Source organism: Desulfocurvus vexinensis DSM 17965 (assembly GCF_000519125.1).
GTDB classification, from domain to species: domain Bacteria; phylum Desulfobacterota; class Desulfovibrionia; order Desulfovibrionales; family Desulfovibrionaceae; genus Desulfocurvus; species Desulfocurvus vexinensis.
Map to the genome: position 1 here is coordinate 260237 of NZ_JAEX01000002.1, position 20482 is coordinate 280718.

Below are 20482 nucleotides of genomic sequence, written 5' to 3' on the forward strand. Positions count from 1 at the left end.
CATGGAAGGGCATGATGGACTTTTCGACCCTTTCGACCCTTTCGGCCCGTGGGGCGGCGCGCCTGCTGACGGCCCTGGCCTGCGCCGCGCTGCTGTGGGCGGCGTGGTGCCTCCCGGCGTTGGCAGGCCCCGGGGGCGTGCTGGTGGTGGCCCGGGGGGACATCCCGTCCCCGCCCCTGGAATACGAGCAGGACGGCGAGGTCCTGGGCCTGCACGCGGATCTGCTGCGCGGTGCGGCGGCCCGCCTGGGCATGACCGTGGAATTCCATAGCGTGCCCTGGGTCCGGGCGCTGCACCTGGCGCGCGTGGGTCAGGTGGACGCCGTGAGCTTCGTGACCCGGACCCCGGAGCGCGAGGCGGACATGCTGTTTCTGGAGGGCAACGTGCTGCATGTCGCGCGCAGCGTGCTGGTCGCCCTGCGCGGGAGCGCCGCAGCGCGGCGCTGGACGGGCGATCTGGCGGCCCTGGCCGGGCTGCGGGTGGGGCTGGTGCGCGAGGTCGCCTTCGGCGGGCCCATCGACACGGCCCCGGACCTGCGGCGGGTGGAGGTGGAAAGCACGCAGACGCTGCCCGGGCTGCTGCTGCGCGGGAGGGTGGATCTGGCCCTGGTGAAGGAGCGGAGCTTTTTGGGCCATTTCCAGGGCGACCCGGTCCTGGAGCGGCTGGTCGTTCTTGAGCCGCCGGTGTCGCAGGAGCCGCAGTATCTGGCCTTTTCCATCGCCGCCGCCCGGGGCGGCGACCTGCCCCTGCGCTTTGCCGCCGCCTTGGCGGCGTTTCGCGCCTCGCCCCAAGGCCGGGCCCTGGCAGCCAGGGCCTTGGTGCCCTAGCGGAGCGTCCTGCACCGGCTCCCGGCGGCATTGCCGCAGAACATCCGCGCTTCGCGTTCGGCATGGACGCAGCAAATGCGGAGGTCTTCCGTGCCGTCAGCCGCCCCAGTGCCGGGCGGCCTGCGCACAGGCGCTGCAACGGCCCTCCGGGCGCCGGCGGGGCCGCTTTCCGGCGCATTGCAACGGCCAACGCCGCAGGCTGCCCGGAAACGGGCCCGGCCTGCGGCGTTCGGCGTTGCGGCGCTCCGTCAGTCCACCCGCTCCCAGACCAGGGCCGTCCATTCGGCGCTGTGCTCGCGGCGCGGCGCGGGCAGGCCCAGGGCCATGTAGGCCTCGGCCACGGCGTCGGCCTGCTCGGTGAGGATGCCCGAGAGCACCAGGCAGCCCCCCGGGGCCACCCGGGCGCGCAGCTCCGGGGCCATGGTCTTGAGGGGCCCGGCCAGGATGTTGGCCAGCACGAGGCGGAAGGTGCGCCCGGGCGCCAGGGCGTCCAGGCTGCCCACGGCCAGATGCAGGCGGTCGTCCGCGCCGTTGATGGCCCGGTTCTCCACGGCGTTCTCGACGGCCAGGGGGTCGATGTCCAGCCCCACGCCGTGCATGCCCAGCAGGCAGCAGCCCAGGGCCAGGATGCCCGAGCCGGTGCCCAGGTCCAGGAAATCGTCGCCCGCGTGCAGCAGGCCGCGCTCGCGCAGCCCGGCCAGGGCGCCCAGGCACAGGGCCGTGGTGCCGTGGTGCCCGGTGCCGAAGGCCTGCTTGGGCTCGATGACGATGGGGATGCGCCCCTCGGGGGCCTGGTCCGCCAGCCAGGGCGGCAGTACGGTGAAGGTGCTCCCGGCGTGGACCGGGGTGAAGAATTCGCGCCAGGCCAGGGCCCAGTCCTGCTCCTGCACCTCGTCGCGGGTGATTTCGGCCTCGGGCCAGCGGGCGGCCAGGTCCTGGACCAGGGCCTGGGCGGCGGCGCCCTGCTCCAGGTGCAGGGTGAAGGCCGTGCGCCCGTCGGGTTGTTCCTCCTCCTGCCAGCCGCCGGGAACGTGCAGGGTCAGATGCAGGGTCAGGTCGTCCACCAGGGTCGGCGGCACCAGGGCCGTGATGCGCAGCAGGGTCTTCATGGGGCTCCGTGGGGCGAGGAAAAAGGGTCGGGGGGCAGGGCGGCCAGGGGCCGGGGCGCGCGGGGGCGCGCGGGGCGGTCAGACGAGGGTGTCCACCACGCTGCCGGTCATCTGTTCGGGGTAGTGCAGGGGCGGGGCCGGGCTCAGGGGCGGCGGCGCGGCGTAGGCGGGCTCCTGGCCCGCCGGGGCGGCCTGGGGGGCCGTGCCCACGGGGGCGGTGTCCGCCGCCGGGCTGGCGGGCTCCACGCTGCGGTCTTCGGTGTTCATGCTCACCATGGCGGTGCGTCCTGCTCCGGGGTTCTGCCTCCCAACTAAGGGCTTTTGCCAGGGCGGTCAAGGGCCGCCGGGGTGCTCCGGCGGCCCTTGGCGCGTGGCGCCCCGCTAGGGTCGGGCGCGCAGGATGTCTTCCAGGGCGGCGGCGAAGGCGTCCAGGTCCTCGCGGGTGATGACCAGGGGTGGCACTAGGCGCAGGGCCGTTTCCTGGGTCAGGTTGCAGATGAAGCCCCGGTCCAGCAGGGCGCGCCACACGTCGGCGGCGGGGCGGCCCAGGTCCACGGCGAGCATCAGGCCCAGGCCGCGCACCTCGGCGATGGCCCCGGGGTTGCGCGCGGCGATGCCCGCGAACAGCTCACGGGCGTAGGCGCCCATGGCCTCGGCCCGGCCTGCCAGATCCTCGTCCAGCATGATGTCCACGACCTTGGCGGCCACGGCGCACAGCAGGGCGCCGCCGCCGAAGGTCGTGGCGTGGGTGCCGGGGGTCAGTCCGCGCGCGGCCTCGTCGGTGGCGAACATGGCGCCCATGGGCAGCCCGCCCGCCAGGGGCTTGGCCACGGTGAACACGTCGGGGGTCAGGCCGTGGTGCTGGTGGGCCCAGAAGCGGCCCGTGCGGCACATGCCGGTCTGCACCTCGTCGATCATGAACAGCACGTCGCGCTCGCGGCACAGGGCCTGCACGGCGCGCAGGTAGTCGCCGTCCAGGGGCCGCACGCCGCCCTCGCCCTGGACGACCTCCACCAGCACGGCGGCGGTCTGCGGGCCCATGGCGGCGCGCATGGCCTCCAGGTCGCCCTTGGGCACGGTGGTGAACCCGCCGGGCAACGGCTCGAAATACTGGCGGAATTTCTCCTGCCCGGTGGCGGTCACGGTGGCCAGGGTCCGGCCGTGGAAGGAGCCCGACAGGGTCAGGATCTCGTAGGCCTCGCGCCCGCGCACGGTGCGCATGAAGCGCCGGGCGAGCTTGATGGCCGCCTCGTTGGCCTCGGCGCCGGAGTTGCAGAAGAAGACCTTGCCCGCGTGGCTGGTGGCCAGCAGCCTTTCGGCCAGCTCGGACTGCTCGCGCTGGTAGAACAGGTTGGAGACGTGGACCAGCTTGGCGTACTGGCGGGTGATGACCTCCAGCAGCTCGGGGCGGCTGTGGCCCAAGCTGCACACGGCGATGCCCGCCACGAGGTCGAGGTAGCGTTTGCCGTCCAGGTCCCAGACGTGGCAGCCCTGGGCCCGGTCGATGGCCAGGGGATAGCGGCCATAGGTGTTGCAGATGGACTGTTCGTCCCTGGCCTTCAGGTCGTCGAAAGCGCTCATGAATGTCTCCGTGGCGTTACACGGTTCCGGTATGACCGAACCCGCCGGCGGCGCGGCTGGTGTCGGAAAGTTCCTCGGCCCGCACCAGGGCCGCCAGGTACACGGGCAGCAGCACAAGCTGCGCGATGCGCTCCCCGCGCCGGATTTGTCGTCGTTCGCCGGAGGTGTTGAGCAGCGAGACGATGATTTCGCCGCGGTAGTCGGGGTCGATGACGCCCACGCCCTGGCTGACGGTCAGCCCCTGGCGGGTGCCCAGGCCGCTGCGCGAGAACACGAAGCCCGCCACCCCGGGGGTGGTGATTTCGATGGCCATGCCCGTGGGGAAGGCGTGGCGCCCCCCGGCGGGGATGTCCACCACGTCCTCGTCCATGCAGGCGCGCAGGTCGATGCCTGCGCTGCCCGGGGTGCCGGGGCGCGGCGGGGCGTCCTCCAGCAGGGGGCGCAGGTATTTGACCTTGACCTCGACGGTGGGGAGCGCCGGGGCGGCGGACGGCGGGGCGGGGGGCATGGGCGGCTCCTGGCTGCGGTGCGGGGCATGGCCCGGGGCCCCGGGGAGGGGCGCCGGGCGGTCGGATTGCAGTAGCCCCATTGCCCGGCGAAGTCAAAGCCCGGGCGGGCCCCCGGGCCGGGGGAGCGCGCTGCGTTCTTGTCCAGAATAACCCCGGCCCCAAGCCGCTCCGGGCCCGGGGGCGCGGGCGGGCGGTGCCGTCGGCCTTGCCTTTTCCGCCCCGGGTTGGCAGATAGGGAGAACGGCGAATCGAACCGGCAACCGGACCCGCCGCGGCAGAGCGCCGCGCCGCGCGTCCGGGCGCCCCCCGCGCTTCCCGCGCCGCGTGCGCCCGGGCGCCGCGCACCATGACGATGACCCCCCTCGGGGAGGAGCCTTCCATGAAGCCCATCCAGACCTACAGCGTCGTGCCCAAGCTGCCCAGGAACCTCAAACCCCTGTGGGACCTGGCCTTCAACTTCTGGTTCTCGTGGAACGACAAGGTCGAGGCGCTGTTTTCGCGTATCGACGCCCGGCGCTGGCGCGAGAGCGACGGCAACCCCGTGGCCTTCATCAACGCCATGTCGCAGCAGGAACTGACGGACCTGTCCAACGACCAGCTCTTCCTGGACCGCCTGGGCGAGACCCACGCGGACCTCATGAGCTACCTGGGCAAGACGGCCTCGGCCATCGACTTCAAGGCCCGCGAGGCCGGGCAGCCCGTGGTGGCCTATTTCTCCTTCGAGTTCGGCATCGCGCCCTCGCTGCCCATCTATTCCGGCGGCCTGGGCATCCTGGCGGGCGACCACCTCAAGTCCGCCAGCGACCTGAACCTGCCCCTGGTGGGCATCGGGCTGTGCTACCAGCAGGGCTATTTCCGCCAGTATCTGACGCCCGACGCCTGGCAGAACGAGCGCTACCCGGTCTACGATTTCGAGCAGATGCCCCTGACGCTGGTGGCCGACGAGCAGGGCCACCCGGTGCAGTTCGCGCTGGACTACCAGGGCCAGGGCGTGACGGTGCAGCTGTGGAAGGCCGCCGTGGGCCGCGTGGCGCTGTATCTCATGGACACCAACATCGCCGAGAACCCGCCCGAGTACCGCCAGCTGACCACCCGCCTGTACGGCGGCGACCTGGAAATGCGCCTCAAGCAGGAAATCCTGCTGGGCATCGGCGGGGTGAAGGCCCTGGCGGCGCTGGGGCTCACGCCCTCGGTGATCCATATGAACGAGGGCCATTCGGCCTTTGCGGGGCTGGAGCGCATCCGCGTGTTCATGAAGCACAAGGGCCTGCCCCTGGAGGCGGCCATGGAGCTGACGGCGTCGAGCTGCGTGTTCACCACGCACACGCCGGTCCCGGCGGGCAACGACCGCTTCCCGCCGGACCTGATGCAGCGCTTCTTCGAGCCCTACGCCCGCGACATGGGCCTGGCGTTCAAGGTCTTTTTGGCCCTGGGCCGCGAGGACCCGCGCGACGACGCCGAGCCCTTCTGCATGACCGTGCTGGCCCTGCGCCTGTCGCGCTTCAACAACGGCGTGAGCAAGCTGCACGGCGAGGTCTCGCGCAAGATGTGGGAGCGCGTCTGGCCGCAGTTCCCGTTGGAGGATGTGCCCATCGGCGCGGTGACCAACGGCGTGCACCAGCCCACCTGGGTGGCCGACGAAATGGCCCTGCTGTACGACCGCTTCCTGGGCGGCAACTGGCGCGAGGACCCGGACTGCGAGCGCGTGTGGCGCAACGCGGAGACCATCCCCGACGCCGAGTTGTGGCGGACCCACGAGCGGCTGCGCGAGCGTCTGGTGGGCTTCGTGCGCCAGCGCCTGCGCGACGAGCTTATCGCCCGGGGCGCGCGCCACAAGGACATCGAGGCCGCCGACGACGTGCTCGACCCCCAGGCCCTGACCATCGGCTTTGCCCGGCGCTTTGCGACCTACAAGCGCGCCAACCTGCTGCTGCGCGACAAGGACCGCCTGCTGCGGCTCATCAACGACGCGGGGCGGCCCGTGCAGTTCATTTTCGCGGGCAAGGCCCACCCGCGCGACAACGAGGGCAAGCGGCTGATCCAGGAGCTGGTGCAGCTGTGCCGCAGCCCCGAGTGCCGCAACAAGATGGTCTTTCTGCCCGACTACGACATGGAGAGCGCGGCCTATATGGTCCAGGGCTGCGACGTGTGGCTGAACACGCCGCGCGTGCCCCTGGAGGCCTGCGGCACCAGCGGCATGAAGGCCATGGCCAACGGCGTGCTGCACGTCAGCACCCTGGACGGCTGGTGGGCCGAGGCCTACCGCCGCGACAACAGCCTGGGCTGGGCCATCGGCCAGGGCGAAATCTACGACGACCCCGAGCACCAGGACTTCGTGGAAAGCCAGACCCTGCACACCCTGCTGGAGACGGATATCGTGCCCGAGTTCTACGAGCGCGGGCACGGGGGCCTGCCGCGCAACTGGATTCGGCGCATGAAGCGCGCGCTGTTCGCCCTGGGCCCGGTGTTCAACGCCCACCGCATGGTGGAGGACTACGCGCGCATGGCCTACATCCCGGCCTCGGAGAACTTCCGCACCCTGTCCGCCGAGGGTTTTGCCAAGGCCCGCGAGCTGGCCGAGTGGCGCATGGAGATGATGACCCGCTGGGGCGGCACGGCGGTGCGCGCCGTGCAGGCCCGCGAGGCCGCCGGGCGGCTGTTCGTCGGCGAGGCGGTGGACGTGGTCTGCGAGGTGGACCTCAACGGCATCGCCCCGGAGCATGTGAGCGTGGAAATCTACGCGGGCCCGCTGGACCAGGACGGCTCCTTCACCGCCCGCAAGGCCAAGGTCATGGAACCGGCAGGCAACACCTCCGACGGCTGGCTGCGCTACGCGGGCATGCTCAAGCCCGGCGAACCGGGCCGCTTCGGCTTCACCATCCGCATGCTCCCCCGCCACCCCAACCTCCTCGACCCGAGGTCGCTGGGGTTGATTCGCTGGGCGTGAGGGGGGATTGTCCGTATGTTGTTTTAAATTTTGAGGAGTTTGAGGGTATGGAAAAAGGGCTTTTTCAAGCTGAGGCAATGGTCCCAGGGGCTCGGAAATGGGAAGATGCAATTAGCAGGGCACACAAACTTTATAGCAAAAAAGATGAGATCAGGACTGAATTTGAACGCGATTATACCCGCATCTTGCACAGTTTGGCATATAGGAGGTTGAAACACAAAACCCAAGTCTTTTTTGCAACGACTAATGATCATGTCTGTACAAGAATAGAGCACGTCAATCACGTCAGTTCTATAAGCAGAACTATCGCGACATTCCTTGGACTCAATCATGAGCTAACAGATGCAATATCATTGGGGCATGATTTAGGTCATGCACCTTTTGGACACAAAGGTGAAGAGGTTCTCAAGAGGATAGTCTCTGCAGGACTTCCTGGCAGAACTTTTTGGCACGAAAAAAATAGTCTTAGATTTGTCGATAGTATAGAGATTCTAGAGGGGCCAGAAGGCAAATATGTGAATCTTGATCTGACATATGCTGTGCGAGATGGGATTGTGTGTCACTGTGGTGAAGTTGACGACCACAAAATTATTCCGCGTGAGGATAAAATAAATTTATATGATATTGAAAAGGCTAGTCAAGTTCAGCCTTATACATGGGAAGGATGTGTTGTAAAGGTTTCTGATAAAATTGCTTACCTTGGGAGGGACATTGAGGACGCCCTCAATCTGAACATTTTAAAAGCATCAGACGTTGATCAGGTAGATAAAATGCTCAGTAGGGGTGGCTTTGAAGGCAGCCTCCGAGCGAATAATACGGTTCTAATCCATTGCTTCATTGTTGATTTGTGTAAGGAAAGTTCTATCCGTGGCGGTATATGTTTTTCTCAAAATGCAGCTCAATTGATGAAAGATGTTAAAGATTTTTGTTACGAGAAGATATATAGACATAAAAATATTGAAAGATACAAGCTTTTTGTCGAGCGGATTATCAATGGACTCTTTGAGGTGTTAATGGAAATGGTTGATGCAGTAGCTCATGACCAAAAAAATCTGTGTGATGAGTTGCGTGGTTTTTATCCGTCACTGTTTAAAGATTTTGAATTCTATTTGTCCGTCTATTCTGTCGGAATTCCTGGCGTCGAAGAAAAGTATGCTGAGATCGAAAAGGTTTATAATTTGAAAAATGTAGAAGACAGGATTATTGCGTGTATTGATTTTATTTCAGGAATGACAGATCAGTATGCAATTAAAAAATTCAAAGAAACAATTACGTTTTGAGGTTGAATGAAATGCCAAAGAATTTCAGTTTTGAAAATATTGATATCGAAAAATGGGAGAGAGCTAGGCATTTTTCATTTTTTCAAGAAAGAAGAGATCCTCGGATTTCCATCACTGCGAAAGTGTCCGTCGCAGAACTTTTGAAGTTTCGACTCGAGAAAGGTGAGGTGAGACCTTCTTTGTCAACGTGCATTTATTATTCTATAATGCGCGCTGTGAATGCCATTCCAGAGTTTAAAATGCGAATTATAGATTTACGCCCTGTTGTTTTTAGTCGTGTTGACGCCGCATTTACTCACTCTATTCCTGGAAAATCTCTTCACTGCAACTGTATTGCAAAGTATTCTGATGAATTTTCATCATTCAACGAAAATGTTGAAAAGGCAAAATCTAGTTGCATATATGACTATACATTGACCCCGTGCGGGGGCGATTCTCAGGGTTTGATTTATATTAGTGGCGTGAGGATGGTTGATTTTTATTCTGTTGGTAATCCGTGGGGAGACCCCTGGCATGATACTGTTCCCAGGGTGATATTCGGAAAAATTTCTAAAGACAATCATACAATGTCTGTTGCTGTCGAAGCTCTTCATAGTTTTATCGACGGTGTTCATCTGGGGAAGTTTTATGATGCGATGAGTGAAATTTTAATCTCACCACATCGATATTTTTTATAGCCAGTGCCCTTACCCCAACTCCCGCACCGCCTCTTCCAAATGGTCGAGCCAGAGGGCGGCGAGTTGGGGGTATTTGGCGGTGCCGGTGGTGGCGCAGAAGGGCGTGGGGTGGATGGTGAAGGAGGGGCGGAGCGTCGGCCCGGTTTGTTTGAAGAAGAGAAAGGAAAAAGAATAGGCCCTGCCGCTGGCGGCAGGGCCTGTTTTGTTTGATGGAAGCGTCCGGTGCGTGCGTTATCCGACGCCCACCGCGCCGCCACCCCGGCGGCCAGCGGCCTGCAGGGCGCTTTCGACCATGAAGGCCGAGCGGGTCATGCCCCGGGCCTTGGCCGCGCGGTCGATGGCGTTGCGCACATGCATGGGCATGGTGATGTTCACGGGCACGGCCTTGCGCTTGAGGAAGGCCATGTCCACGTCCATGACCAGCACCGCGCCGTCCCGGGCGTCCTCGCTGGCCAGGACGGTTTCCAGGGGGGAGGGGGCGGGAGGAGCCAGGGCTTCGTCTTCCAGGTAGAGTTCCACCGCCTCCTGGACGTTGGCGGCCAGTTCTTCCAGGGTGTCGCCCGCCGTGAAGCAGCCCGGGAAATCCGGGATGCTGGCGCTGTAGCCCGGGCTGTCCGGGTCGGTATGGACGATGACAGGATACTTCATGACGTACCTCGCGGGGGCCGCGTGGGCAGGAGCGGGACGCCCGCCTGCCGCTCGATGCTGCGCAGAGTCCCAAGCTTGATGTCCTTGCGCGGGTCCGGAACGATCACCGTCCTGCCGTCCGGATGGCGCAACTTCAAATGACTGCCACGCTGCCCGACCTTTTGAAATCCGGCCTGCTCCAGTTTGCGGATGACTTCGCGGCTGGTCATGAGGGGATGATGCGCATTATGCGCATTGGTGTCAAGGCTTCTGGGAGAATGCAGATTGTGCGCACTCTATATAGAAATCACCCCAACTCCCGCACCGCCTCCTCCAAATGGTCGAGCCAGAGGGCGGCGAACTGGGGGTATTCGGCGGTGCCGGTGGTGGCGCAGATGGGGGTGATGCCGGAGGTGCGCAGGATGGTGGCCCAGGAGCCTGGCTGGGGGCCGCACATATCGTGGTGGACGTGGCGGCCGGGCAGGGCCAGCAGGGGTTGGAGCCAGGCGCGGGTGGCGCCGCGTGCCAGCAGGGCGTCGCGGACCTCGGCGATGGTCAGCCGCCCGTCCATGGTCGCCAGGAACACATCATTCGTGCGGGCGCGCAGGGCGTCGTAGAGCAGGTCGTAGAGGCTGTCGCCCGCGTGCCAGGTGCCGTGGCCCATGAGCACCACGGGGTCGCCGGGCTCGCGCTGCGGCGGCAGGTTGGCCAGGATGGCTTCCACGGCGGGGGGCACGTCTGCCGGGCCGCGCAGCAGCGGGCCGCCCAGGGCCAGCCCGGCAAAGGCCCGCCCCGGCGCGTTGAAACCCGCCACATCCGCCGCCAGCCCGTCGTATTCCCGCCCGGTGATGACGTGCAGCGACTGCACGGCCACATGGGTGTACTTCTCGAACCACATCTTTTCCAGGGCCTTGGGCACGGAGTCGGTCTTCATGCCCGACTCGGCCAGCTTGCCGCGCACGACCCCCGAGGTGAAGGCCCAGCGCGCGGGCAGGCCCGGGAAGCGCTCGCGCACGCGCACGTCGAAGCGGTCCAGGGTCAGATGCGCCTCCTGGCGGCTTGAACCGAAGGCAACCAGCAGGATTCCTTTCTTCATCCGCCTTTCCTAGCAGACAACGCGCCCGGCGAGAAGCCCCGGGCGCGCGGTTCCTGCCGCAAGGGAACGGCCTGCCCGCCAGCGCGGCCAGACACGCCCCGGGCGCGGCCACACAAGCCTGGGCGCGTCTTGCGTGTGGGCCTCGGGCGCGCGGTTCCTGCCGCCGGGGAACGGCCTGCCCCTGGCGCGCGGCCAGGCACGCCCCGGGAGGCTTCGCGCCCCCTGGGCCGGGGCGTGGGCGAAATCCGGGCCGTCCGCCCGCCTCGCGCGCTTGGCGCCCGGCGCATCGCCGTCCGGATGCCGCGCGTCCTGTCGCAGCGGCTCCGCCCCGGTGTCGCGCGGGAACCGAGCCCTGCCACCCCGTTGCCGCCCCGGCGCCGCGCGGGCGCCCCGCGCCGCTACTCCCCCTCGGGCCGCGCGGCCTCGAAGGCCGGGTCGAAGGGGCCCATGTGGCCGTGCTCGGCGAACAGGGTGAAGAACTCCACGCGCCCGTAGCGCACGGTGTGGGCGGGGTCGATGCCCAGGCGGGCGCAGTAGGCCGCCGGGTCCTGGGGCTCGCGGGTCTCGGTGAGGTCCACCACGCCCGCCCCGGTCTGCACCCAGGCGTGGACGTGCCAGAACCCGCCCTGGTTCACCCAGCCGTGGACCACCACGGCGTCCTCGTACTCGCTGGCCGCCTCCAGGGTGGCGTCGAAACTGTGCTCGCGCAGATGAAAGGCCATGGATGCTCCTTGTCGTGTCCGTGCATGGCGCCGCCGCGGGCCGGGCCGGCCGCCGTTTCGGGGCCGCAGGCCGGGGCGCGCAAGAAATCCGGGCCCCGGCGGCTGGCCTGCCGCGCGTCGGCCCGGGATTGTCCGCGCCGCCACCTCATCATGTTTGCGCGGCCCGGAAAAGGACTTTTTCCGCAGTTTTCTAGGCGGGGTCGCCGCCGCCCGCGCATCCAGGCCCGGGGGCGTGCTCGTGGTCGCCCTCGTGGACGTGGGGCACGCCGCCGTGGGCGTGGGTGTGCACATGGGCGTGGACGTGGGCGTGGATGTGCTCGTGGGTCGCGGTCTGCCCGTCGAAGTGCACGCGCCCGTCGGCCAGGGCGTAGATCGTCCGCGTGGTCTGGGCCAGGAAGTCGAAATCGTGGGAGATGATGATGCGCGGGATGTCCAGCTCGTCCAGGATGGCGATGAGCCGGGCGCGGGTGTCGGTGTCCAGGGCGTTGGTGGGCTCGTCCAGGAACAGCGCCCGGGGCCGCATGGCCAGCACGGCGGCCAGGGACACGAGTTTCTTCTCCCCGCCCGAGAGCTTGTAGGTGATGCGCCGCTCGAAGCCCGCAAGGCCCAGGCGCTCCAGGGTTTCGCGCGCGCGCTGCACCGCCTCGGCGGGCGCGAGCCCCAGGTTCAGCGGCCCGAAGGCCACGTCTTCGAGCACCGAGGGATAGAAGAGCTGGTCGTCGGCGCTCTGGAACAGCAGGCCCACCTCGCGGCGGATGGCCGTGAAGTCGCGGTCGTGCTCCAGGGGCTGGCCGTGGTGCAGCACCTGCCCGGCGCTTGGCCGGGCCAGGCCCATGACGATGCGCGCCAGGGTCGTCTTGCCCGAGCCGTTGGGGCCGATGAGCCCGATGCGCTCGGTTCCGGCGAAGGCGAAATCCAGCTCGCGCAGCACGGGCTGGCGCCCCGGGTAGCCGTAGGTGATTTTGCGCAGCTCGAACAGCGGAGCGGTCATGGCGCGGCTCTCCAAAGCCCGGCCCAGGCCAGCAGCGCCGAGGCGCAGAGCATGGCGGCCAGGAAGATATGGTCCACGGGCCGGGCGGCCAGCGGGCTGGTGGAACGCAGCTCGCCGGTGAAGCCCCGGCAGAGCATGGCCTCGCGCACGCGCTCGGCGCGGTCCATGCCGCGCACGAGGATCATGCCCGCCAGGCAGGCGTAGGCCCGCCAGGTGTGCAGGCCGGTGCGGGGCACGAAGCCGCGCACGGTCATGGCCTGGCGCATGCGGCGGTACTCGTCGGCCATGGCCTGGATGGCGCGGTGGGTGAAGACCAGAAGCAGCGCCAGCTTGTGCGGCACGCCCACCTTGCGCAGGGCGTGCCCCAGGTCCTGGACCGGGATGGTCGCCACCAGGGCCATGAAGGCCAGGACGATGGCGTTGGCCTTCAGGGTCACGAGGGCGGCCAGCTCCAGGCCCTGGCGCGTGGCGGCGAACCCGAGCACGGAGAAGGTGGGGTCGCCGGGCGTGCTGAAGGGCATGAGCAGCCACAAGAAGGCGATGAAAACGTTCACCGCGCCCAGGCGGCGGGCCACCTCGCCCAGGGGCGGGCGCGCGGCGGCCAGCAGCAGGGCCGAGGCCGCCAGGGCCGCCAGGGCCACGGGCAGCCCCTGGACCACCGCCCCGGCCACGGACCACGCCGCCGCCGCCAGCAGGCGGGCGCGCGGGTCCAGGCGGTGCAGCGGCCCGTGGCCGCCCTGGAGGCGCTCCTCGATCACCGGGACGCCTTGCGGCTGTGCATCCAGGCGGCGATGCCGAACAGGCCCAGGATGTAGCCGATGCCCGCCAGCACGTCGTGGACCGTGGGGCCCGGCTCGGCCATGGCCGCCAGGGAGCGGCGCAGGGGCGCCAGCTCGTGGCTCACGGCCTCGGCCACGATGCGCTTGAGGGCGGCTTCGTCCACTAGGGCGGCGGGGGCGGCCCCGGTGGCCTGGGGCGCGGGGCTTGCGGCGGCCTGGGGCGCGGCGCCTCCGGCGGGCGCGGCGGCTTCCTGGTCCGCCAGGTATTCCCCGGCCTTGACGACCCACTCGCCGCGGTGGCCCTCGCCCGCCAGCAGCACCAGGCGCAGGTCGGCCCGGGCCTCGCGCGCGGCCTGGGGCACGGCGAAGGCGCCCAGGCCCTTGGCGTCGGTCTGCGTGGTCAGCAGCAGGGCGCCCGAGGCGGCGTCGTAGACCTCTATCGGGCTGTTCATGGCCGGTTTGCCGCCGCTGAAGGATGTTTCGACATGGATCGTGTCACCTTCGACATAGGCGAAGACGTTGGCCCGGTGGGCCAGGGCCGCGCCGGGCAGGGCGGCCAGGGTCAGGATGGCCAGGGCCGCCAGGGCGGCGGCGCGCAAGGTGCGGGCAGGGTACATGGCGGTTCTCCGTCGGCATGGCCGCCCCAGGCGGCGCGTTGCCGGGCGCGGCGCCCGGTGGATGGCGCGTATCACATTCCCGGGCGAAGTGCCATAGCGCAGGCATGCCCCGGGAGGGCGGGGCGGCCTGGGCGCGCGCGCCGGGCACGGGTGCGGCGGGGCGCCAACGCGGCGCATGCGCGCCGGGACGCGGGAGGCGCGCGCGGCGGCATGGAACCGGCGCCCGCCGGGACACAGGCGGAAAAAACCCCGGGCCGCAGCGCGGCCCGGGGCGGAAGGCATGGGCAGGTCCGGCGGGGCCGGGGCTAGTCGTCGCCGTCGTCCCCGAAGATGTTCTCTCGCGCGGGGCTGATCTCCAGGGTCGGGTAGAGGCCCTGCTTGTCCCCGGCGGGGTAGGGCTGGACGATGTTGTAGGCCATGTCGTTGTTCATCTGGGCGTGGCCTGCGCCCTGGCCGGTGGCGGGGTCGTAGTAGGCGCCGTTGGCCTCCAGGATGTGCTGGATGCGGTTGGAGAAGGCGTCCACGAAGGCGCGGCCGCTGCCGGAGAAGCGCATGGTGCCGAAGCGCGTCTCGCCGCTGAAGTCGCGCAGCCGGGCCAGGGGCATGGAGTTGTTGCGCAGGTCCTCGGCGTTCTGGATGAAGCCCCAGACCAGGGTGCCCGGGGGGATGACCAGGGCCTCGGTGGCGTCGATGATGGTGTGCGGCATGACGATGCAGCCCTTGCCGATCTGCAGGGGGTGCTCGGGGGTGCCGTGGACGAAGGCGTTGAAGCCCACGAAGCAGTTGGGCGCGCAGTGGGCGTGGATGATCTTGCCGCCGTGGGCCGTGACGTTATAGCCGTCCAGGCGGGAGTGGACGATGTAGCAGTTCTCCTGGGCGTTGGCGCCGCGCCCCAGGGAGGCTTCGGCCAGGTAGGCCCGCTGGCAGACCAGCACGTTCTCGTCGATGCTCGTCTCGCCCTTGACCACGGCGTAGGGCGACAGCGAGGCGCCCCGGGGCACGGGGATGGACGCGGCCTGGGTCACGGAGGAGTAGACGGGGATGAAGTCCTCTTTGCGGTCCTCCACGTAGTCCATCATGATGCCCGAGGGGCAGCTGCCGACCTCGTAGTGCACGAAGCGGTCGAGGACCTCCTGGGGGAACTGGTAGTCGAACTCGAAGGCGCCCTCGGAGCGGACCCAGACCCGCCCGGGCTTGACGTAGGTGTGCGACAGCTCGCCGACCTGCACGTAGCTGTGGGCGCCGAACACGCAGTTGTGGGCGCTGGTGAAGTCCACCGTGGCGAAGGGCTCGAGCAGGCAGCCCTCCACGGGCGAGCCGTGGATGTTGGACCAGTGCAGGGCCACGGTGTTGCGGATGGCAAATTTTTCCAGGTTTTCCGGGTCGTGGGAGTAGTTGTGGACCAGGGTCTTGAGCAGGAAGCTGTCGCGGATGGCGATGAATTCGTCGGTGTAGAGCTTGATCTTCATGCCATCGACGTCGAACACGTCGCCCCGGCGCTTGAGCTCGTCGCCCCGGATGTCGCTCTTGTAGAGGATGGAGCGCTGGACTTCGCACTTGCCCAGGAAATAGGTGCCTGACAGGCAGGACTCGCGGAACATGAAATGCAGGGGATGGTGCAGGGTCAGGGCGTAGAAGGCGTAGAAGCTGGCGAAATGCTCGTGGGGCACAAGGTCGCGGATGTGCGGCCCGACGTCGGCGTATTCGCGCAGGTTGACGTTGACGCGGGTGATGATGCTCTCAAGCAGATTATTCAACTGATTCATGGATGTACCGCCTTTCTTTGGTTCGCGAAGGGCAGGGGCGGCGCCAGCCCGACCCGGCGCCGCCCCTGTTGTCTACGCGAACGGTCTTTTATGGTCTAGCCCCCGGAGGGCAGGGTCGTGGGCATGCCCATCAGCGGCCAGATGACGAACACGGCCAGGCCGACCACGATCATCAGGATGATGCTGGCCGGGATGCCGAGCATGAAGAACTGCCCGCTGGTGAACTGGCGCGAGTTGTAGGCGATGGCGTTGGGCGCCGCGCCCACCAGCAGCAGGAAGGGCATGCCCGCCGTGACCAGCGAGGCAAACAGGATGACCTCGCCGGTCACGCCCAGGTAGGGCGCGATGACCAGGGCCACCGGCAGGGAGATGGCGATGGCCGCCACGTTCATGATGAAGTTGGTCATGACCATGACGAAGAAGGCGATGGACATGACGAACACGAACCAGTGGGCCTCCTTGAAGATGGCCAGCCAGTTCACGGCCAGCCACTTGGCCGCGCCGGTCTCCCACAGGCAGAAGCCGATGGACATGGCCCCGGCGAAGAGCAGCACGATGTTCCAGGGCACCTCTTCCAGGTCCTTGAGGTCGAGGATGCGGAAGACATAGAAGAGCACCGTGGACAGGAGGATGATGGCCGTCTTGTCGATGGCGTTCAGGGCCGGGATGAAGGAGCGCAGGCTCAGGGCCAGGATGGCCGTGCCGACGATGATGGCGGCCAGGATCTCGTGGCGCGAGAGCGGCCCGAGGCCGGCGTTGAGCTCGCGGGCCTTCTGGCGCAGGCCGGGGATGGTCTTCTTCTCGGGCTTGCACACGACCATGAAGAAGCCCCACAGCAAAAAGATCATCAGCCAGCCGATGGGCGCCATGTAGTAGGTCAGTTCGAAGAAGCTGACGTCCTTGTCCATGATGTCCTTGTAGAAACCCAGGGCCACGGCGCCGCGCGCGGCGCCCAGCAGGGTGACGATGGACCCCGCCCCGGCCACGAAGGCCATGCCCATGAACAGGCCCCTGCCGAACTTGGTCGGTTTGTGCGGGTCGTCGGAATACAGGCCGTAGATGGCCACCAGCAGCGGATAGAGGGTCGCGGCCACGGCGGTGTGGGCCATGATGAGCGTGAGCAGGCCGCAGACCACGAAGGAGCCCAGGTAGATCATGGAGGTGCGTTCGCCCACGACGTCGAGCATCTTGTAGGCCATGCGCTTGGTCAGGCCGGTCTTGGTGAACACGGCGCCGATGACCAGCGAGGCGAAGATGAACAGCACCGAGGGGTCCATGAAGTCCTTGAAGGCGACCTTGGCCGGGCGGATGAGGAAGGCGGCCTGGAGGATGCCGATCATCAGCGAGGTGACGCCGATGGGCACGACCTCGAAGACCCACCAGATGCCGGCCAGCAGGAACACCGCCAGGGCGCCCTTGCCTTCGCGGGTCAGGACGAAATGCTCGCCCATGGGGTCCACCGCGTCGGGCCAGGCCGGGGAGAAGTAGACGATGGTGAACAGCGTGACGCCCGTGAGCAGGAACACGAGCCGCTTCCAGTCGAAGCCTTGGTTTGGTGCCGTAGCTGCTGCGTTCATGATTGCGGTTTCCCTCTGTGTGGTCGGTTGAAAAGGGTGTCTGGCCTACAGGGCGCAGGCCAGGGTCAGGTCCTTGATGCGCTTGAACACGTCGCCGAAGCGGAGCACGCCCGTGACGCGCCCGCCCGCGCCGCGCACCAGCAGCGGCTGGTGCACGCCCATGACGTAGCGGTGCAGGCCCACGTCCACGGTGGCGTCCTCGTCCACGAATTCGGCCTGCTCGGGCGCATGCATGATCTCGCCCACGGTGAGCTGCGCGGCGCGCTGGCACAGGTTGGGCAGGGGCTTGGCCCACAGGTCGAAGTCCTTATAGATTCCGGCCAGGTAGGCCGGGGTGAGCACCGAGGTCTCGGACAGGGAGTCGAGGATGCTCTTGTAGCCCGGCTCCAGGGCCAGGAACACGTCGTGCATGGTCACCTTGCCCGCCACCTGGCCCTGCGCGTCCATGACCAGGGCGTCGCGGTGGCTGTGGGCGCCGCCCTTGGCGGCCTTGTCGGCCTCCAGGGCCTGGAAGTACTGGGCCAGGGTGTCCCCGGTCCGCACGGTGACGTACTCCGCGACGGGAATCATGAGTTCCTTGATGGTCATTTCCATGAGCCTGCCTCCTGGCGAAGTTGCGGCCAGCCCCAGGCTGGCCTTGTGTGCCCTGCGGCGCCCCGGGGGCGCCCGTTCAGCGTTGGGTGCCCCGGGCGGCGCGCCCGGCCTGCTCGATCCTGGCCAGCAGGTCCGCCATCTCGAAGGGCATGAGGATGTCGTCGAACACGCCGTGGCGGCGCGCCTGCATGGCGAAGTCCACGTCGCCGCCGGGCTCGAGCAGGATGATCCCGGCCCGGGGCGCGGCGGCCAGCAGACGCGTGAGCAGCGCGAGGTCCTTGTCGTGCTCCTCCCCGGCGGCAAACAGCACCACCTCGGCCCCCCGGTCGGCCAGCGCGCGCACGGCCTCGTCGGGGTCGGCCTCGGCCTGCACGTCCAGGCCGCAGTCCGCAAGCCTGTCCGCGACCTTGAGCCTGAAGCCGTCTTCCGGCGCTATGAACAGCACGCGGTAGTCCATCCGTCTTCCATCCGCGCCAGCCGTGGGATTTTGGGCGGCCACACGGCATAGCGTTGATTTTGTTTACTAAAATTCTGGACACAAAATTCACAAGCCATTCCCCTTGAGCACGAAGCGTGCCAAGGGGAAAGATACTTTATTTTCAGGTTGTTATACTGGAGGGGATACAGGGGGCGGGAATGTTGCGACTATTTGAAACAAAATGAACGATTCATTATGAAACACAATGGAACAAAAAAATGGTTTGCAACTGGAACTCTCTGTTTTTACAGAGCGTCGCACAAGCGCCATCTGCTTGTTCGTGAATGGAACGTGCGCGGAAAAGACGCGGGACGGGGGCAGGCGGGCGCCCGCAGGGTCAGTCCGCCCCGGGCCGCAGCGGGAGCGCGGCGCCCTGCTCCAGGGCGCCCCGGGCCAGGGCCTGGACCACGGCGTCCAGGGCGCCGACCACGGAGTCCAGGACCGTGACGTCCTTCCATTGCAGGTATTCGTAGTATTTGTCCTCGATGGCCCCGCAGACGACCACCTCGATCTTCTCGGTCAGCACCAGCTTGCACAGCTCGTCCGCCGAGGCTGAGGAGAGCACCAGCGTCTTGGCGTTGCGCACCGTCCCGTCGGGGTCGATGCGCCCGATCCAGACATCGGCGGTCAGGTCGAAGCGCGGGGCGACGGTGTCCAGGTCCAGGGTGATGAGCGCCTTCATGTCCGGGGCTCCTCGGCGGCGGTTTCCAGGCCGTGGGCGCGCATCTTGCGCCACAGGGTGCTGCGCGCCCAGCCCAGGATTTCTGCGGCCCGCCCGCGCCTGCCCCGGGCCTGGGTCAGGGCGTCGAGGATCAGCTCGCGCTCGGCCTCGCGCCAGCTGGACACCGGGGCCCGGACGGCCTGGGGCCGCAGGGCGTCGGCGGGCGGCAGGGGCAGGGCATCGGCGCGCAGGGCCTCGGGGCGGGTCATGTACGTGGGCAGGTGGCGCAGGGAGACGATCTCCCCGTCGCAGACGTTGACCGCGTATTCGACGATGTTGCGCAGCTCGCGCACGTTGCCGGGGTAGGGGTAGCGCAGCAGCAGCTTGCGCGCCGCGGGCTCGAAGCCGCCGATGCGCTTCTGGAACGTGGCGCTGAACTGGCTCAGGAAGTGGTCGAGCAGCATTTCCACGTCGCCGCCGCGCTCGCGCAGGGGCGGCAGGTGCATGCGCACCACGTTGAGCCGGAACAGCAGGTCCTCGCGGAAGCGCCCCTCGCGGACCATGGCCTCCAGGTCGCGGTGGGTGGCGGCGATGATGCGCACGTCCACCTTGAGGCCCTTGGTGCCGCCCAGGGGGTGGACGGTCTTGTCGTCCAGGAAGGAGAGCAGCTTGACCTGGAGCGACAGGGGCAGGTCGCCGATTTCCGTCAGGAACAGTGTGCCGTTGTGGGCCAGCTTGAAGCGCCCGCTCTTGCTTTCCACCGCGCCGGTGAAGGCGCCCTTGACGTGGCCGAAGAGCTCGGATTCCAGCAGCGTTTCGGGCAGGGCCCCGCAGTTGACCTTGACGAAGGGGCCCTTGGCCCGGTCCGAGGCCTGGTGCAGGGCCTCGGCCAGCAGGTCCTTGCCGGTGCCGGTCTCCCCGGTGACGAGCACCGAGGAGTCGGTCTGGGCGATGCTGGGCAGAAGCTTGAACACCCCGCCCATTCGCGGGCTCTGGCCAATGAAGCCCGCGTAGCCCAGGGCGTTCATCTTCTTGGGCTCCAGGTGCTGGAACAGCCGCAGGTCCTCGATGGTTTCCATGTATCCGGCCAGGCGCCCGGCCTCGTCCTGCAGGGCCGAGGCGGTGATGCGCACCGGCAGCTTGAGGCGGTCGGCGCTGATGATGTCGCCCTCGCGGCACAGCGGGCCGGACCCGCGCGACAGCTCGGCCACCGGGCAGCCGCGCACGCAGGTGTTGGCGCGCAGCACATGGCGGCAGGGCAGGCCCACGGCGCGCCGGGCCGAGAAGCCCGTGAGCACCTCGGCGGCCTGGTTCAGGGCCACCACGGTGCGCTGGCGGTCCAGCAGCAGCACCGCCAGGGGAATCTCGTCCAGCAGGGCCAGGAAGGGCACCGGAACGTCGAACACGCCGTGGATGCGCGAGGCGGCCCGGGGCGGGGGGGTGTCTGTCATGGGCGTGGTGCCGTCGTGGTCCTTGTTTTTCGTTGGGTTGGGTCCATCAGTTGACCTGATTATGAAACATTTTGAAACGGGTTGGCAAGGGGCAATTTTGGGTCGGGTGCGGGGAACCCTTGGGTTTTTGTTGACATATCGCTTGTTTCCTGTGCAATGGACCTATGTGAAGAAGTGAACGGAACACCCGCTT

21 protein-coding genes are annotated in these 20482 nt (G+C 67.1%); 4 read left to right on the plus strand and 17 right to left on the minus strand.

Going from position 1 to position 20482, the window contains the following annotated elements; genetic code table 11:
• Positions 1-11 precede the first annotated feature (11 nt).
• On the plus strand, positions 12-827 hold the full coding sequence (locus G495_RS17575) for a substrate-binding periplasmic protein (RefSeq protein ID WP_035250905.1): 816 nt from the start codon (positions 12-14) through the stop codon (positions 825-827).
• A 248-nt stretch (positions 828-1075) separates the two neighbouring features.
• Here G495_RS17575 and G495_RS0104160 read toward each other — a convergent pair whose 3' ends face one another.
• The 4 genes from G495_RS0104160 to dut form a co-directional block, all read right to left on the minus strand.
• Positions 1076-1936, minus strand: coding sequence for a 50S ribosomal protein L11 methyltransferase (locus tag G495_RS0104160; RefSeq protein WP_028586761.1), 861 nt, complete (start codon positions 1934-1936; stop codon positions 1076-1078).
• 78 nt (positions 1937-2014) lie between these two features.
• Positions 2015-2212: a hypothetical protein gene (locus G495_RS0104165; protein WP_028586762.1), complete on the minus strand. Its 198-nt coding sequence runs from the start codon at positions 2210-2212 to the stop codon at positions 2015-2017.
• A gap of 105 nt (positions 2213-2317) precedes the next feature.
• Positions 2318-3517 carry an aspartate aminotransferase family protein gene (locus tag G495_RS0104170; protein ID WP_028586763.1) on the minus strand — a complete coding sequence of 400 codons (1200 nt, stop codon included), beginning with the start codon at positions 3515-3517 and terminating at the stop codon, positions 2318-2320.
• Between the two features lie 16 nt (positions 3518-3533).
• Positions 3534-4025 (minus strand): dUTP diphosphatase, encoded by a 492-nt coding sequence (gene dut / locus G495_RS0104175; protein WP_028586764.1) that lies wholly within the window; start codon positions 4023-4025, stop codon positions 3534-3536.
• Between the two features lie 380 nt (positions 4026-4405).
• Here dut and glgP point away from each other — a divergent pair, with 380 nt between their 5' ends.
• Genes glgP through G495_RS20900 form a run of 3 tightly spaced genes read left to right on the plus strand, consistent with a single transcriptional unit; the run spans position 4406 to position 8930 of the window.
• On the plus strand, positions 4406-6973 hold the full coding sequence (glgP, locus tag G495_RS0104180) for an alpha-glucan family phosphorylase (RefSeq protein ID WP_028586765.1): 2568 nt from the start codon (positions 4406-4408) through the stop codon (positions 6971-6973).
• A 47-nt stretch (positions 6974-7020) separates the two neighbouring features.
• Complete coding sequence (locus tag G495_RS20895) at positions 7021-8253, plus strand: deoxyguanosinetriphosphate triphosphohydrolase family protein (RefSeq protein ID WP_084457901.1); 1233 nt, start codon at positions 7021-7023, stop codon at positions 8251-8253.
• A gap of 11 nt (positions 8254-8264) precedes the next feature.
• Positions 8265-8930, plus strand: coding sequence for a CatA-like O-acetyltransferase (locus G495_RS20900; protein WP_084457833.1), 666 nt, complete (start codon positions 8265-8267; stop codon positions 8928-8930).
• A 231-nt stretch (positions 8931-9161) separates the two neighbouring features.
• Here the strand turns inward: G495_RS20900 and G495_RS0104185 are convergent, their stop codons facing one another.
• The 13 genes from G495_RS0104185 to G495_RS17595 all read right to left on the minus strand — a co-directional run bounded on the left by G495_RS0104185 (position 9162) and on the right by G495_RS17595 (position 20289).
• Positions 9162-9578: a type II toxin-antitoxin system HicB family antitoxin gene (locus G495_RS0104185; protein WP_028586766.1), complete on the minus strand. Its 417-nt coding sequence runs from the start codon at positions 9576-9578 to the stop codon at positions 9162-9164.
• Positions 9575-9787 carry a type II toxin-antitoxin system HicA family toxin gene (locus tag G495_RS20905; protein WP_084457835.1) on the minus strand — a complete coding sequence of 71 codons (213 nt, stop codon included), beginning with the start codon at positions 9785-9787 and terminating at the stop codon, positions 9575-9577. The genes G495_RS0104185 and G495_RS20905 overlap by 4 nt, the downstream gene beginning before the upstream one ends.
• A gap of 77 nt (positions 9788-9864) precedes the next feature.
• Complete coding sequence (locus tag G495_RS0104190; RefSeq protein WP_028586767.1) at positions 9865-10653, minus strand: sirohydrochlorin cobaltochelatase; 789 nt, start codon at positions 10651-10653, stop codon at positions 9865-9867.
• Between the two features lie 398 nt (positions 10654-11051).
• The gene (locus G495_RS17580) at positions 11052-11375 is read right to left on the minus strand and encodes a hypothetical protein (RefSeq protein WP_051445050.1); all 324 of its coding nucleotides are present in this window, start codon (positions 11373-11375) and stop codon (positions 11052-11054) included.
• A 190-nt stretch (positions 11376-11565) separates the two neighbouring features.
• Complete coding sequence (locus G495_RS17585; protein ID WP_051445051.1) at positions 11566-12366, minus strand: energy-coupling factor ABC transporter ATP-binding protein; 801 nt, start codon at positions 12364-12366, stop codon at positions 11566-11568.
• Positions 12363-13124, minus strand: a complete 762-nt coding sequence (cbiQ, locus tag G495_RS0104205) for a cobalt ECF transporter T component CbiQ (protein WP_028586768.1) — start codon at positions 13122-13124, stop codon at positions 12363-12365. The genes G495_RS17585 and cbiQ overlap by 4 nt, the downstream gene beginning before the upstream one ends.
• On the minus strand, positions 13121-13762 hold the full coding sequence (locus G495_RS0104210; RefSeq protein WP_035250908.1) for a hypothetical protein: 642 nt from the start codon (positions 13760-13762) through the stop codon (positions 13121-13123). The genes cbiQ and G495_RS0104210 overlap by 4 nt, the downstream gene beginning before the upstream one ends.
• Before the next feature lie 305 nt (positions 13763-14067).
• Positions 14068-15528 carry a transferase gene (locus G495_RS17590; protein ID WP_051445052.1) on the minus strand — a complete coding sequence of 487 codons (1461 nt, stop codon included), beginning with the start codon at positions 15526-15528 and terminating at the stop codon, positions 14068-14070.
• 95 nt (positions 15529-15623) lie between these two features.
• Positions 15624-17105: an SLC13 family permease gene (locus G495_RS0104220; protein ID WP_028586770.1), complete on the minus strand. Its 1482-nt coding sequence runs from the start codon at positions 17103-17105 to the stop codon at positions 15624-15626.
• 45 nt (positions 17106-17150) lie between these two features.
• On the minus strand, positions 17151-17699 hold the full coding sequence (locus tag G495_RS0104225; protein WP_051445053.1) for a hypothetical protein: 549 nt from the start codon (positions 17697-17699) through the stop codon (positions 17151-17153).
• Positions 17700-17775: 76 nt separating this feature from the next.
• Entirely contained in the window at positions 17776-18156 is a 381-nt protein-coding gene (locus tag G495_RS0104230; RefSeq protein ID WP_028586772.1) for a hypothetical protein, read from the minus strand.
• A gap of 358 nt (positions 18157-18514) precedes the next feature.
• On the minus strand, positions 18515-18859 hold the full coding sequence (locus G495_RS0104235; RefSeq protein WP_028586773.1) for a NifB/NifX family molybdenum-iron cluster-binding protein: 345 nt from the start codon (positions 18857-18859) through the stop codon (positions 18515-18517).
• On the minus strand, positions 18856-20289 hold the full coding sequence (locus G495_RS17595; protein ID WP_051445054.1) for a sigma-54 interaction domain-containing protein: 1434 nt from the start codon (positions 20287-20289) through the stop codon (positions 18856-18858). Before G495_RS17595 ends, G495_RS0104235 begins: the two co-directional genes overlap by 4 nt.
• Between the last annotated feature and the right edge of the window lie 193 nt (positions 20290-20482).

Bases quoted from the DNA above. Each gene is read 5' to 3' on its own strand.
- G495_RS17575 (WP_035250905.1), top strand. From the start codon at position 12: ATGATGGACTTTTCGACCCTTTCGACCCTTTCGGCCCGTGGGGCGGCG.
- G495_RS0104160 (WP_028586761.1), bottom strand. From the start codon at position 1,936: ATGAAGACCCTGCTGCGCATCACGGCCCTGGTGCCGCCGACCCTGGTG.
- G495_RS0104165 (WP_028586762.1), bottom strand. From the start codon at position 2,212: ATGGTGAGCATGAACACCGAAGACCGCAGCGTGGAGCCCGCCAGCCCG.
- G495_RS0104170 (WP_028586763.1), bottom strand. From the start codon at position 3,517: ATGAGCGCTTTCGACGACCTGAAGGCCAGGGACGAACAGTCCATCTGC.
- dut (WP_028586764.1), bottom strand. From the start codon at position 4,025: ATGCCCCCCGCCCCGCCGTCCGCCGCCCCGGCGCTCCCCACCGTCGAG.
- glgP (WP_028586765.1), top strand. From the start codon at position 4,406: ATGAAGCCCATCCAGACCTACAGCGTCGTGCCCAAGCTGCCCAGGAAC.
- G495_RS20895 (WP_084457901.1), top strand. From the start codon at position 7,021: ATGGAAAAAGGGCTTTTTCAAGCTGAGGCAATGGTCCCAGGGGCTCGG.
- G495_RS20900 (WP_084457833.1), top strand. From the start codon at position 8,265: ATGCCAAAGAATTTCAGTTTTGAAAATATTGATATCGAAAAATGGGAG.
- G495_RS0104185 (WP_028586766.1), bottom strand. From the start codon at position 9,578: ATGAAGTATCCTGTCATCGTCCATACCGACCCGGACAGCCCGGGCTAC.
- G495_RS20905 (WP_084457835.1), bottom strand. From the start codon at position 9,787: ATGACCAGCCGCGAAGTCATCCGCAAACTGGAGCAGGCCGGATTTCAA.
- G495_RS0104190 (WP_028586767.1), bottom strand. From the start codon at position 10,653: ATGAAGAAAGGAATCCTGCTGGTTGCCTTCGGTTCAAGCCGCCAGGAG.
- G495_RS17580 (WP_051445050.1), bottom strand. From the start codon at position 11,375: ATGGCCTTTCATCTGCGCGAGCACAGTTTCGACGCCACCCTGGAGGCG.
- G495_RS17585 (WP_051445051.1), bottom strand. From the start codon at position 12,366: ATGACCGCTCCGCTGTTCGAGCTGCGCAAAATCACCTACGGCTACCCG.
- G495_RS0104210 (WP_035250908.1), bottom strand. From the start codon at position 13,762: ATGTACCCTGCCCGCACCTTGCGCGCCGCCGCCCTGGCGGCCCTGGCC.
- G495_RS17590 (WP_051445052.1), bottom strand. From the start codon at position 15,528: ATGAATCAGTTGAATAATCTGCTTGAGAGCATCATCACCCGCGTCAAC.
- G495_RS0104220 (WP_028586770.1), bottom strand. From the start codon at position 17,105: ATGAACGCAGCAGCTACGGCACCAAACCAAGGCTTCGACTGGAAGCGG.
- G495_RS0104225 (WP_051445053.1), bottom strand. From the start codon at position 17,699: ATGGAAATGACCATCAAGGAACTCATGATTCCCGTCGCGGAGTACGTC.
- G495_RS0104230 (WP_028586772.1), bottom strand. From the start codon at position 18,156: ATGGACTACCGCGTGCTGTTCATAGCGCCGGAAGACGGCTTCAGGCTC.
- G495_RS0104235 (WP_028586773.1), bottom strand. From the start codon at position 18,859: ATGAAGGCGCTCATCACCCTGGACCTGGACACCGTCGCCCCGCGCTTC.
- G495_RS17595 (WP_051445054.1), bottom strand. From the start codon at position 20,289: ATGACAGACACCCCCCCGCCCCGGGCCGCCTCGCGCATCCACGGCGTG.